Origin of the sequence: Jeotgalicoccus sp. FSL K6-3177, assembly GCF_038050175.1 — a bacterium.
GTDB classification, from domain to species: Bacteria; Bacillota; Bacilli; order Staphylococcales; family Salinicoccaceae; genus Jeotgalicoccus; species Jeotgalicoccus nanhaiensis.
On sequence record NZ_JBBOSK010000001.1, the window covers coordinates 1,571,381 to 1,584,871 of the forward strand.

The following is a 13,491-nucleotide window of genomic DNA, read 5'->3' on the forward strand; positions in this document are numbered from 1 at the left end:
AACATTTTTTAAACTGATCACTGATAAAGATGTGGGAAAACCACCTTTAGATTCTTTTATATATAACTGTATGAGTAAAAATAATTCTTTTGATGAAGACAATATACTGGTTGAATTAATCTATCCGGATCATACAGAATTATATTTGGAATATAATTTAAATTTCAGCCGTTAAAATACGGCTGTTTTTTTATTTAATATCTTCCAGCCATTCAAACATTAGCGGCACCCATTTTTGTACGTGGGTATTTACTTTTCCTGTTATTTTTGTCGCGGTACTTAAACCGTGGTCGCCTTTATGGAAAGTGTGAAGTTCCCAGGGCACATTGTGACGTTCGAGCGCATCAGCAAAATCCAGCGCATTTTTTATAAACACAAGTTTGTCTTCACCCGTATGCCAAATAAAAGTGGGCGGCGTGTTTTCAGATACATAATTTTTCACTGTTGCTTTATCGAGAGTATCCGCTTCTATCGCTTGCCCGAATACCATACGACTCGCCATCGACATATATTTAGGATCTCCGATGCCTCTTTCTTCGGCAATAATTCTGTTAAGATCATAATCCAGTATCGGATAACTTAATACTTGAAAGTTCGGGCGATACCATCTGGATTCTTTCCCAACCCGATCACTCAGCCACGGCTGATTCCAATGCACACCGAGACTTGCTGCCAGATGGCCGCCTGCTGAAAATCCGAGGACACCGATATTATCCGCATCCACGTTATATTCATGAATATTTTCGCGGATATGAGTCATCGTAAGTGCCAGCTCAATTAACGGGTTCGGAAACTCGGAACCGAGAATTTCTTCAGGTTCCAGCCCTGCAGCGATTTTGTACATTTCATCCCGCGTCGCTTCTTTTCCTTCAGCTTCAAGCCTTGTTCCTATCGTTGAATAGCGCAGTATAAATACTTGATAGCCCTGAGCCAGAAATTCATAAGCTGCTGGTTCAGCTTCGCGTTTTGATACATACATATAACTGCCGCCGGGACAAATGACGACGGCCGGCTTCGCTTCGACTTTGACACCTGAATCACCTAAAAAAGCTGTGACTTCTGCGTGATAATTACCTACTTTAAACTTTTTGATTTCCATCATCCGTACCTCCGTACTCTTGTTACTTTAATAGTACCAAAAAACTGCAGACTATATGAAGAATCATGTATCCACTTACAAAAAACACAGTATAGACCTTTCTCTCCGCTCTATGTATAATGAGTACTGGAAAATAAATTACGAAGAGGTTCTTAGCCGCACCCTCTTAAAAAAACTAAGACACACAACATGTGCCTTCGGGCTCATGTTTTTTTAATTTAAGGAGGATTTTTATAATGACAGAAGATTATTCAAAAGATTTAAGTTTATTGGGAAATCAAAATGTAGAATATAAATTTGATTATAATCCGGAAATTCTGGAAACGTTTGAAAATGGTCATATCGGCCGCGATTATTTTGTTAAATTTAACTGTCCTGAATTTACAACGCTGTGTCCGATGACGGGCCAGCCGGACTTTGCAACGATTTACATCAGCTACATTCCCGATGTGAAAATGGTTGAAAGCAAAGCCTTGAAATTATACCTGTTCAGCTTCCGCAACCACGGCGGCTTCCATGAAAACAGCATGAATATGATTATGGATGACCTCATTAAATTGATGGACCCGAAATACATAGAAGTCTGGGGCAAGTTCACACCCCGCGGCGGCATCTCCATTGACCCGTACGTAAATTACGGGAGACCGGGAACAAAATATGAAGAGATGGCTGACCACCGCATGATGAATCACGATTTGTACCCGGAAAAGATAGACAACAGATAAGAGTGACCGGCTAAGAATTTCTTCCATTTTAAAATGGAGGGTACATATTGATATTTTATTTAACCGCACTGTTTGCGGGACTGCTCGTTGTTTCAAACATACTGGCAGTTAAAGTATTTACGGTTTTTGGATTTGATTTACCCGCCGCTGTTATCGTTTATATGGCAACATTTTTAATTACCGATGTTATCGGTGAAGTATACGGTAAAAAGATGGCGGCGCGCGCTATACGCGCAGGATTTGTTACACAGCTCATCGTTTTATTTTTTATCTACATAGCAATAGAAGTGCCGGCTGCACCGTTCTTTGAAATGCAGACGGAATACGAGATGATTTTAGGGGGCAGCTTCCAGGTCATTATCGCGAGTCTGGTCTCTTATCTCGTCAGTCAGAACATCGATGTGTTTATCTTTCATAAATTAAAAGAACGTCACGGCAGACGGCATTTGTGGCTCCGCAATAACTTTTCAGCAGTAATTACACAATTTGCTGATACGAGTATTTTTATCGTGATTGCTTTTATTGGTACGGTACCGGCGAATGTATTAATCAGCATGATCTTTATGCAGTACATCGCTAAAATTATTATCGTGCTGCTGGATACGCCGATAGTGTATCTGCTCGTCGGTGTTGTCCGAAAACAGCTCGATAAAGAACGGGCTTTATTGAAAAATGTCACTGAACAGCTGTATTAGCCGGCTTTCGTGACGATGAGAACCGCTCATTGTGTCAGAAACTAAAAAAACTTCCACTGTCCAAAAGACAGCGGAAGTTTTTTAGTTTTATATACTTTTTCTAACTATTTTCCGGTAATAACCGAGTGACATTAAAGCAAATATTGAATACAGTACCGTGTAGACACCCATTACGATCAGGGTTGGTGTCCACATTTCAATCCCGAAGATAAACCATCCGGATTTAACTGCAAACAGTGAATGCAGAAGACCGATAACTAAAGGAATACCGAATGAAATAATCATTTTCAGTGCGAGTCCTTTTAGTATTTCCCCTTCTGAGAATCCAAGTTTGCGCAGCACTTTATAACTGCCTTTTTCTTCTTCGCATTCATCAATTTGTTTAAAGTACAGAATGCAGCCGGATGTCAGCAGGAAAGCAAAGCCGAGAAAGCCTACTATAAATGCCATCATTCCTGACATCTGTGTCATTTCTTTATAGTCCAGCAGTTTCGAGCTGAATGATGGATGTTCTTCCTTATCCATCATTTCAAGGACTTCATCATTATCCCCGCCGACGATATTAAAGGCATACAATTCCGACGGCATTTCAAATTCTTCATTTTCTTCAGGCTGATTGTCAGAGAGTTCCTGATAGACAGCATCATCGATAATGAGTACCGGTAAACCGAATGATAAGTTCGATGGTAAGATGCCATCGCTTGTCGTATCTGTCACTTCAACTGTTCTATCAAAATCGGCCCCGTTGGTAAATGTTACAGGATCGCCTTCTTCAAATGACACGAGGATATCAAGTATCGCAAGCGTTCCCGTAGCTTTCGTTTCATTTTCTGCAACGTCAAATCCTTCAAATTCCTTATCGCTGGCAACAACAATACCTATTTCATTGCTGTCCATTCCGGTCTCTTCACCTTCAGACAGATCGGTATTTTCATCTGTTCTTACTATGCTGTAGTGCATAAATGATTTTTCAATTCTGTCAATTTCATAATCGTTATCACTCAGCAGTTTTTCATAGAAGTCCAGATCTTCGGAATTCTCAACTGTGTAATCGTAAGGGGTCGTGCTCTCGAGCATTTTATCCGTAGAATAATATGTGATATACGATAATGACATCGCGGTAATACTGATAGCCGTTATGACCGCAATCGCTGTCAGCAGAAATGCGTTGGAGCGCATTTTAAACATAACACTTGTTACTGACAGTACATCGTTCACATTGACGTGGCCGTTCTTGCTTTTGCGGATCATGTTTAAAATAAATGCGACTGAGTATTTAAAAGTGATATAGGTCCCCGCTATCGTCAGGAATAAGATTGCAACCATATAGACAGGCAGCATTATCGGATTTTCCATCGCCCGCTCAAACATCGTCTGCGACATATAATAGCCGAGCCCAATCATAGCAATACCGGTGATTCCAAGCACAATCGTCATTTTACCAAGCGGTTTGCCGGTGCTCTCCGAAGTCTTGTTCAGTTTCAGCATCTTAATCAGTGATGAGCGCCTTAAGAATACGTAGTTCTGAATCATCAGCACGATAAAGATAAATACAAATACTGCAGCTGTAATCACTACAGCAGTCGGTGAGAAGTTCATCTCCACCATCATATCAACACGCATAATTTTTAAGAGCAGCATCAGGAGCAGTCTCGAAATAAAGAAACCGAGTACAATCCCGCCGAGCAGACTGCCAAAATATATCAGGAAATTTTCAAGCAGTAAAATTCTGAAAACCTTATTTCTGTTCATACCAATCAGCTGGAACAGTGCCAGCTCCTTGTGGCGTCTTTTGATGAAAATCATATTCGCAAACATTACAAACAGAATGATTATAATAACAACAGTTACTGAACCGACTGAGAATAAAGCTGTCATCGGTGTGCTGCCGGCAATTTCTTCCATAGCTGTCTCATCGAGCGTCAGCGTTAAGAGCGAGAAAAACAGCGCTACACTGAATACCAGAGCAAATATATACAGCGCGTAATTTTTAAGGTTGCGTAAAAAGTTTTTTATGACCAGATTATTCAGCTTCATCAACGACACCGCCTAATACACGCTGCGTATCCAGAATTTCACTGTAGTACGCATCCTGCGTCATTTCACCGCGCGACAGGCTGGTATACACTTGACCGTCTTTTAAGAAAATTGCCCGGTGTGAGAAACTTGCCGCTGTCGGGTCGTGCGTTACCATTAAAATGCTCGTATTTAATGTTTCATTTAACTGCTGTAATTTTTTTAAGAGGCCGCTTGCGGATTTTGAATCCAGTGCACCCGTCGGTTCATCCGCAAAGATGATTTTCGGCTGGTGAATAAAAGCCCGGGCAGCGCTCGTACGCTGGGCCTGACCGCCCGATATCTGTCCCGGATATTTCCCCGCGAGTTCTTTAATGCCGAGCTGCCCCGCTACGCTGTCAAACTGCGCTTCCGCTTCTTTTTTTGACATAGAACGTATGGACAGCGGCAGCATAATATTTTCTTTGACCGACAGAGTATCAAGAAGATTGTAATCCTGAAAAATAAATCCAAGATCATTCTTTCTGAAGTCAGCTAGTTTTTTATCTTTTAAAGTCGTGAAATCTACGCCGTCTATATAAATATGACCGCTTGTTACATTATCAATTGAACTGAGTACATTTAAGAGCGTCGTCTTGCCTGAACCCGATGCACCCATAATTGAAACGAATTCACCTTTATTTAAATTAATATCTATGCCTTTCAGCACTTCTGTCCGATTGAATTTATTACCGTAACTTTTTTTAATATCTGTTGCTTTTAACAGCATAAGAACTCCTCCTGTTTCATTGGTTAACTTCAGTTTATACTGTTTTTATTGCTTAATCGTTTGATTCAGCGAACAAAAAACACTATAAAGTGACATTTTCGTCACTTCATAGTGATTTTACTGAATTCATTCGCCTCGCTGAACGTTAAAGTTACCGTTGTATATTCACCGTAGACAGACTCAATATCTATATAAATACCCAGCACGTCGCACACTTCTTTCGTTAAATAGAGGCCCATGCCGGTGGACTGTTCATCGTCATGATTGCTCGTCGAAGTGAAGCCCGCTTCGAATATGCGTCCTGCATCTTTTTCTTTAATTCCTCTGCCGTAATCCGTTACAGTTAAAATCATCCGACCTTCTATCATTTGTCCTTTTATAACAATATCATTATCTTCCGAATACTTGACTGCGTTCGTAATAAGCTGGTCGATGACAAACTGCATCCATTTTCTGTCTGTATGGACGGCTCTTTCATGGAGATGAATATCAAAACCGATATTCTTCCGCATACATATATCCCTCAGTTTTTTTATGGAAACGTTTAAAAGCTTCTCAAGATTAATTTCTTCTATATATAAATCATTTTTAATATTCGGCAAACGTTTTAAGTACAGCACCTCGTTCAGCATGCTGTTGAGCCGGGTCCATTCCACAGCCAGTTTCTCCCTCTGTTTCACGTCCAAATCATCAATCATCAGCTTCATCGTCGTCACCGGCATTTTCATGTCATGTATAAAGCGAGTCAGCTCATCCAGATTTTCACGTGTTTTCTGCGATTCCCGGTCGAGCTCATGCTGGTGAATCATTCTCATCTCATTGAGTTTGCCGTAGATTATACGCTGCTGCGGAGTATTTCCTTCCGTCATCCCGGCAACATCCTCCAGTGATTCGAGCTTTTGAAACTCATTATTGAACTGTCTCTTTCTAAGCAAGTCCCACAGAATATATGCCGCAAAAATCAGCAGATTGAAGCAAAAAATGTAGGTCACAGCAACATTCGGTATGCTGTTATCCACATAGCCGATAAACAGAATCACCGCGTTAAAACTCATAAACAGCAGGAAGACAGGAATGTTTTCTTTAAAATACATAACCATCTACTCCTTTAAAATATAACCGATACCGGTTTTTGTCAGTATCGCATCCGACAGACCGACGGATTCGAGTTTTTTACGCAGTCTGTTGACATTGACTGTCAGCGTATTATCACTGATAAATTTTGAATCCTCCCACAGCGACTCGATAATTTCTGTACGTGATACCGTATCCCCGGTATTTTGCGATAAAATCGACAAAATATAAGATTCATTTTTTGTCAGTTCCAAAGTTTCATTATTTACTGTGACCGTCAGTTTCTTAAAATCGAATACCGCATCTCTGAATTTAAACACATCAATTTCCTTATGCTGATATTCATACGTTCTCCTTAAGAGCGCCTGTACTTTCGCATTCAGCACTTCAAAGTTAAACGGCTTCTGCACGTAATCGTCCGCCCCCATCTGCATGCTCATCACCATGTCTGCCGGGTGATCTCTTGAAGAGAGAAAGATAATCGGGACGCTGGAGACATTCCTGATCATGCGGCACCAGTAGAATCCGTCGTACTTCGGCAGTGTAATATCAACGATAACGAGTTCCGGATTATACCGGATAAAATCGTTCATCACATCATTAAAATCCGTCACGCCGTAGGCGTCAATATCCCACTCTTTAAAACGCGCTGCCAGTTCATCCATCAGTACCGGATCGTCTTCAATTATAAGTAATTTCATTTAAAAACTCCTTACCGTTTTCTAAGAGGCATTATTTTTAAATAGGTAAAGCTGCGCCAGAGCCATTCGAGCGGACCGTAGCTAAAGTACTTCATCCAGAAATGGCTCAGTAGCAGCTGCAGGATAAAGACCCCAAGTGCAATCGGTATAAACCATACCGCATTAACGCTGTTAAACAGCCCGAACACATAAAATATTACAAGCATAATAACAGTCTGGCCGATATAGTTCGTCAGCGCCATCTGGCCAACCGGCTGGAGCAGACTGACCAGTTTCGGCAGCTTCAGTAAAATTAATGCAAGTGCCGCAATGTAGCCGAGTGACATGAGCGGTCCGCCGATGGTGCTGGACAGCTGGGCCAGCTGAACAAATACATCATCGTGTGACTGATACGTTGTTAAATAGCCTGTAAATATTTTCACCGGTAAGCCGATGCCAATGCCGATAACTGCAACTTTTTTTAATAGTCCGAGAGACTTGCGCAAGTTATTAAAATAACCTTTCTGTCCCGCATACAGACCAAGTAAAAACATTGCCAGTACATTTGGAATTACAAAAATCGCACCGGCAGCGGATAAGCCGAGAATTATTGCATTCATACTGACGAGGTCACCGTAGGAGCCGTTTAAAATTGTCTCTGTCATGTGCAGTGAAAAGACAAAACCTTCCGTCTCAAGACCTGTGCCTGAATTGTACATCTTCATCATATAGGCCGCTACAGCACTTAAAATAATCATAATTGTCATAATAACGAGCAGGCTTACTGCAATAATTAAATTCACTTTCGGCTTGAATTTATAAAACAGAAGCAGTAATAAGCCTGTAATTGCATACGTCCATAAAATATCTCCGTACCATAATAAAATTCCATGCAGCAGACCAAAAATTAAAAGCAAGCCGATTCTTCTTAAAAACAATGCTGAAGTCGACTGCTTTTTCTTTTCAGCACGCGATAAAAATATGTAAAAACCAAGACCGAATAAAAATGAAAACATTGTGTAAAAATTAGCCGTGACGAACGTATTAATAAAAAACAGTGATAATTCATTCCAGAAACCGGTATAAATTTCACTTCGTGTTCCTGAAAAACTGTCATCAATATCCGGGCCCGCAAACGACATAATATTCATCATCAGTATGCCGAGCAGCGCAAATCCGCGGATGCCGTCAATTTCAAAAATTCTTTTGTTAAACTCTATCGGATTATTGTCTCCCATAATTCACCCTCCATTTACAGTAAGTATACTTGTATCAAGAAAAAATTAAAACAGAAGCCGGATTAGAAGGCAGAATATAAGAACGGCCGCAAAAAAACCCGGAAATCTTAATTAAGATTTCCGGGCACCGTATCAGAACTGCATAAATGCTGGCGGCTCACCTGTAATGTATGAATATATATAATAGAAACAAATACCGAGCACCGGTACCACTATTACTACAAATAAAAACAGTTTTAAAAACTTAGTCAGTATTTTATATAAAATCATGATGCCGATAATGATCAGTGCACCATACAGTATGTTCTGCCATGTATAATCCAGTATATAAATCCCTGTATAATTAATAACAAAAATCGATGCGACGCTGGCTAAGACTATCATAACTAAACGCATTAACACATTAACCGCTCCCTCTTATCGTTATTTAATTATAATGGATTTACTTTATTATTCAAGAATTTACACAGTCTGCGGTTTAATTTGTGTTGCAGCAATCAGTCCGCAAAGTACAATAACAAATCCAAGCCACGGACCGTAGCTGATGTCGAAGTTGCTGATAAACAGCCCTCCGATTACAGCACCGACACCGATTCCGAGGTTAAGTGCCGACATATTCCAGCTGAACACGTTCGAGCTTGAACCTTCAACATTTTCAACAAGCCCGCCTTGTACCGCAGGTGATGTCGCCCACTGGAAAAGACTCCAGGCAAACATATTGATATAGAACAGGACCGGCGTGCCGTAAAGAAACGGCATTACTGCGAGACTAACAAGGAAGAGAGACATCATAATCATCACGGTTTTCTTCGGACCGATTTTATCGATTAAGTTACCGCCGAGATATGTTCCTGTCATACCGCCGATACCGGTAATTAACAGAGCGAATGAAACATTTTCAAGAGTAAATCCGTGTGACGTCATAAGCGGCGAAATATAGCCGAGAATAATATAGTTTCCGATTAAAACCGCAAGTGTCACCGTAATATACAGCGCCACATTCTTTTTAGATTTAATTCTGCTCTTCTGCACACCTGCAGGAGTGTCATCAGCGAGAGCTTCCGGACGGACGAAAAACAGCACGCCGAGCCCGACTAAGATGGCGAGCACAATAACGATGCCGAAGATAACTCTCCAGCCGAACTGCGCACCGATAATCGTGCCGATCGGTATACCGAACACGTTTGCCGCACTGAATCCCATGTAAACAAGTGCAAGCATTTTCCCGCGGATATGCGGTTCCGACAGCACTACTGTCATATCAAGTATTTTTACGATAAATACTGCAGCAGCCATGGCTGTAATCACACGGCCGAGTGATAATGTTAAAAATGAGTCAGCCAGACCGAACACAATATTACCTACAATGAATACTGTCAATGAAAGCAGCACAACAATTTTCGGTGATATATTTTCAGTCAGGCGTATTAACAGCGGCCCAAACAAAGCAAAGCTGACCGCATATACGGTAATCAGCTGACCTGTTAAAGCATGGCTGATTCCGAGGTCATTACTCATCAGCTCCAAAATTCCGGAAACGATTAATTCCATCATTCCGAGCAGGAATATTCCTACTGTAAAGGTAACGATTAACTTTTTATTCATATGTTTTCCCCACATTTAATATAATATAGTTTAAAAAGGCAACCTGATTATTATACAATAAAGTATAAACGTTTCAAATGTCTTTTTGTGTTTAACTAATTTATGAGGTGTAAATATGAGGAAAATAATGTTTTTAGTGCCATTTATCGTACTGTTCCTCGGTGCGTGCAGCAGTGAATCTAAAGAAAACTATACACAGATGCTTAGTGCTTTTGAACGTAATGACAGTGAGCTTAATACGATGCTCGATGAAACAGCACAAAATATCAGCAGTGATTCGAACCGGGAAAAAGCTCTGCAAAATATAAATGAGGATATTATTCCAAGGATTAGCGACTTCCGCCAGACGGTCTCCAATTACACACTCGCTGATGAAAATCATATCGAAGTTCAAGATGCGATGATTGATTATTTAAATGAGGTTGAAGATTTAATGGGATTATACTCGAGTTTCAATGAAGAGTTCTTTTTCGTTAATCCCCTCGGCGACGAGTCCATTGACGGAACTTTAAATGAAGAAATGGATAAAATAAGCGAGCAGGAAGACGCTATGCAGGCAGCAAGAACCCATGTCCATGAACTCATCGGAGAAAATGAAGAGGAATAATATACAAAATCGAGATTTGAACATCAATGTCTCTAGAACAAATAATCCGTACGTCAGCTTTCCTGGGGCATCGCGTAAGCCTGTAGTCTTACGATGAGGCTATTCCCCAAGAAGTCTAACGTACGGATTTTATTTATATTTCATTAAAAATACTACCTTCTATGAGCTTTTGTCCCTGCCTATTTTTAACAAAAACGTTCTACAAAGTTTCGTGAAGCGATTCTTTCTGTAAATTCCTCGCCGTATTTTGAACGTAAAGCTTCTATTAAATTACCGTATTCAGAAGCATCTTCCAAGCCTTCTACAAATTCAGTGATACCATCAAAATCAGAACCGAGACCAATATTTTCTTCTCCGCCGAGCTCGATAATTTTATCGACATGTCTTAACAGATTTTCCAGAGTCACTTTTCCTTCTCCGATAAACGGCGGACAGAAAACGATATTAATCATGCCGCCTTTTTTAATAAGCTTAATAATCTGCTCATCGTGCAGATTTCTCGCATGATTATGAATGCTCCAGGCATTGGAGTGGCTCGCAAATACATATTTCCCATGTTCAATTACATCTTCAAAGCCGTGAACATTCAAATGACTGACATCGATTAAGACATTATGCTTGTTACATTCTTCAACCACTTTGAATCCGAATTCACTTAATCCCGTACCGCGTGTTTCTCCTACTCCGTCCGCTGCCAGGTTGCCGTTATTCCATACAAGCCCCACTGACAGAACACCCAATCTGAATAAGGTGCGCAGTTTCATTAAATCATTACCGAAAGCATCAGAGCCTTCCAGTGTCAGCACTGCGCCGTATTCATGATTTTTTAAAGTTTTGATATCCGACAGCTGTTTAATATGCACCATATTGTCCATCGTCAGCACTTCTTCGTAAAACGCATCAATTTGTTCGAGTGCATGCTGCCATTTTTCATTATCAGGTATGCCGGGAGAAATGAATATTGCGTAAAACTGCACTTTCACCTGTCCTTCAATTCTCCGCTCCATGTTCGTATCAAGTTCGTCCGAATTTAAATAATTCAACGTTCTGTTCTTTTGAAAATACCCGTGAGCCGCTCTTGCATCGCCTTGTAATTTCAGCAGTGCATCACAATGTGTATCAATAATATTCATAATTATCTCCCCTTTTCTCTCTATGTCCATTATAATAGAATTAAATACATATGAAAACGTTTTCTACTTTACTATTATTCATTTTATTGTATAATTATTTAGTACATTAATGAAATTACTTAAATTACTAATAAAAAGAGGGTATGCTATGTCGCGTTTTACTACATTTTTAAAGTTCTTCATTCCTTCTGTCATCGGTATCTTTATGTTCCTGGTACCGCTGAAGATCGATGGTGAAACTACGGTTCCCGTTGCTTTTCTCGCAGATGTTATCATAAATTTTATCACACTTGATATGATAATACTTTTAACGGTGGCAGCAATCGTCTTGTCTGCACTGCTCAGTATTATATACAGTTGGATTATTAAATCCGGATCCGGATTTATGCATGACGTATTTAACACAACGAACTTCTGGGTAATTCTCAGAACAATCGGCGCAGTTTTTGCTGTGCTTGCTTATATACAGGTCGGCTCTGAAATGATCATTTCAGAAAATACCGGCGGAATGATTTTAAACGATCTGCTGCCGACACTGTTCACGGTCTTCATTATTGCCGGGTTCTTCCTGCCGCTTCTTCTGAATTACGGTCTGTTGGAATTTATCGGTACACTATTTGCTAAAGTTATGCGTCCGCTCTTCACTCTGCCGGGACGCTCAACTGTCGATAACCTTGCTTCATGGGTCGGCGATGGTACTGTCGGTGTTATTTTAACAAGTAAACAGTACGAAGATGGGTATTACTCGAAACGCGAAGCCAGTGTTATTGCATCAACTTTCTCGGTAGTATCGATTACATTTACAATCGTTATTCTGGACTTAATCGGATTAATGCATATGTTCGGTCCTTTTTACATAACGATTATAGTCAGCGGTATTATTGCAGCACTTATTATGCCGCGCATCCCGCCCTTATCCAGAATTGAAGATACTTATTACAACGAAGGTTCGGTCCTCGAAGAGACAGTTCCGGACAGCCATAATCCTTTGTCATGGGGCTATAAAAAAGCGATGGACAAAGCAGAAGCATCGCCCGGCCCTCTTCCATTGATTAAAGAAGGTATCAAAACAGTATTTGATACATGGTTCGGTGTTCTTCCGATTGTTATGGCTATCGGTACGCTCGGGACAATACTTGCAGAGTATACACCAATATTCTCCTGGATCGGAGCACCGTTCGTGCCGCTGCTTGAACTCGTTGGCATTCCTGAAGCACAGGCAATGAGTGAAACTATGTTTATCGGTTTTACAGATATGTTCCTGCCAGCCATTTTAATTGAAAGTGTTCAAAGTGAAATGACGCGCTTTATCGTCGGAGCAATGAGTATTACTCAGCTCATTTACTTATCCGAAGTCGGAGGCGTGATACTCGGTTCGAAAATTCCTTTAGGACTCGGAAAACTATTTGTTATTTTCTTAATCAGAACAGCAATTACTTTACCGATTGTTATCGTTGCAGCACATATTATTTTCTAATAAAAAAAGTTCAGCAGATGCTGAACTTTTTTTATGAGTTTTAAGATGGGATTCTGGGACTGGCATGATCGGGTTTCATATGTATCCGACACTCTCAGGACTGGTATGACGGAGTTTCATATGTTTCCGACACTCTCAGGATTGACATGACAGAATCTCATATGTTTCCGACACTCTCAGGACTGGCATGACAGAATCTCATATGTTTCCGAGACTCTCGGGATTGGCATGATCGGGTTTCATATGTATCCGACACTCTCGGGATTGGCATGATCGGGTTTCATATGTATCCGACACTCTCAGGACTGGTATGACAGGATTTCATATGGATCCGGCACCCTCACTCTGTGCAAAATCAAAAATCAGCAGCAGA

At 40.6% G+C, this 13,491-nt stretch carries 13 protein-coding genes and 1 riboswitch; of the genes, 4 read left to right on the forward strand and 9 right to left on the reverse strand.

Annotated elements, in window-relative coordinates; translation table 11 throughout:
- Positions 1-190 precede the first annotated feature (190 nt).
- Entirely contained in the window at positions 191-1,102 is a 912-nt protein-coding gene (locus tag MHH58_RS07805; RefSeq protein WP_135098147.1) for an alpha/beta hydrolase, read from the reverse strand.
- Between the two features lie 136 nt (positions 1,103-1,238).
- Positions 1,239-1,284: riboswitch (PreQ1 riboswitch) on the forward strand.
- A gap of 51 nt (positions 1,285-1,335) precedes the next feature.
- On the opposite strand from MHH58_RS07805, the gene queF reads away from it, so the two are divergent.
- Together queF and MHH58_RS07815 are read left to right on the forward strand one after the other, a co-directional pair.
- Complete coding sequence (gene queF, locus MHH58_RS07810; protein WP_135098149.1) at positions 1,336-1,824, forward strand: preQ(1) synthase; 489 nt, start codon at positions 1,336-1,338, stop codon at positions 1,822-1,824.
- A gap of 47 nt (positions 1,825-1,871) precedes the next feature.
- The gene (locus MHH58_RS07815; RefSeq protein WP_135098151.1) at positions 1,872-2,519 is read left to right on the forward strand and encodes a queuosine precursor transporter; all 648 of its coding nucleotides are present in this window, start codon (positions 1,872-1,874) and stop codon (positions 2,517-2,519) included.
- Positions 2,520-2,606: 87 nt separating this feature from the next.
- On the opposite strand, the gene MHH58_RS07820 is transcribed toward MHH58_RS07815, so the two are convergent.
- From MHH58_RS07820 to MHH58_RS07850, 7 genes are all read right to left on the reverse strand, one after another.
- Positions 2,607-4,556, reverse strand: coding sequence for an ABC transporter permease (locus tag MHH58_RS07820; protein ID WP_341345546.1), 1,950 nt, complete (start codon positions 4,554-4,556; stop codon positions 2,607-2,609).
- On the reverse strand, positions 4,543-5,304 hold the full coding sequence (locus MHH58_RS07825) for an ABC transporter ATP-binding protein (protein ID WP_341345547.1): 762 nt from the start codon (positions 5,302-5,304) through the stop codon (positions 4,543-4,545). Before MHH58_RS07825 ends, MHH58_RS07820 begins: the two co-directional genes overlap by 14 nt.
- Positions 5,305-5,405: 101 nt before the next feature.
- Positions 5,406-6,398 (reverse strand): sensor histidine kinase, encoded by a 993-nt coding sequence (locus MHH58_RS07830; RefSeq protein ID WP_341345548.1) that lies wholly within the window; start codon positions 6,396-6,398, stop codon positions 5,406-5,408.
- 6 nt (positions 6,399-6,404) lie between these two features.
- Complete coding sequence (locus MHH58_RS07835) at positions 6,405-7,079, reverse strand: response regulator transcription factor (RefSeq protein ID WP_341345549.1); 675 nt, start codon at positions 7,077-7,079, stop codon at positions 6,405-6,407.
- Positions 7,080-7,090: 11 nt separating this feature from the next.
- Entirely contained in the window at positions 7,091-8,296 is a 1,206-nt protein-coding gene (locus MHH58_RS07840; protein ID WP_341345550.1) for a DUF418 domain-containing protein, read from the reverse strand.
- Between the two features lie 132 nt (positions 8,297-8,428).
- Complete coding sequence (locus MHH58_RS07845; protein WP_341345551.1) at positions 8,429-8,680, reverse strand: hypothetical protein; 252 nt, start codon at positions 8,678-8,680, stop codon at positions 8,429-8,431.
- 78 nt (positions 8,681-8,758) lie between these two features.
- Positions 8,759-9,901 carry an MFS transporter gene (locus MHH58_RS07850; protein WP_341345552.1) on the reverse strand — a complete coding sequence of 381 codons (1,143 nt, stop codon included), beginning with the start codon at positions 9,899-9,901 and terminating at the stop codon, positions 8,759-8,761.
- 115 nt (positions 9,902-10,016) lie between these two features.
- Here MHH58_RS07850 and MHH58_RS07855 point away from each other — a divergent pair, with 115 nt between their 5' ends.
- Complete coding sequence (locus MHH58_RS07855; protein WP_341345553.1) at positions 10,017-10,508, forward strand: hypothetical protein; 492 nt, start codon at positions 10,017-10,019, stop codon at positions 10,506-10,508.
- A 185-nt stretch (positions 10,509-10,693) separates the two neighbouring features.
- Here MHH58_RS07855 and MHH58_RS07860 read toward each other — a convergent pair whose 3' ends face one another.
- A complete protein-coding gene (locus tag MHH58_RS07860; RefSeq protein WP_341345554.1) occupies positions 10,694-11,641 on the reverse strand; it encodes a dipeptidase in 948 nt (315 codons plus the stop codon).
- A 148-nt stretch (positions 11,642-11,789) separates the two neighbouring features.
- Here MHH58_RS07860 and MHH58_RS07865 point away from each other — a divergent pair, with 148 nt between their 5' ends.
- Complete coding sequence (locus tag MHH58_RS07865; protein WP_341345555.1) at positions 11,790-13,118, forward strand: YjiH family protein; 1,329 nt, start codon at positions 11,790-11,792, stop codon at positions 13,116-13,118.
- Positions 13,119-13,491 lie beyond the last annotated feature (373 nt).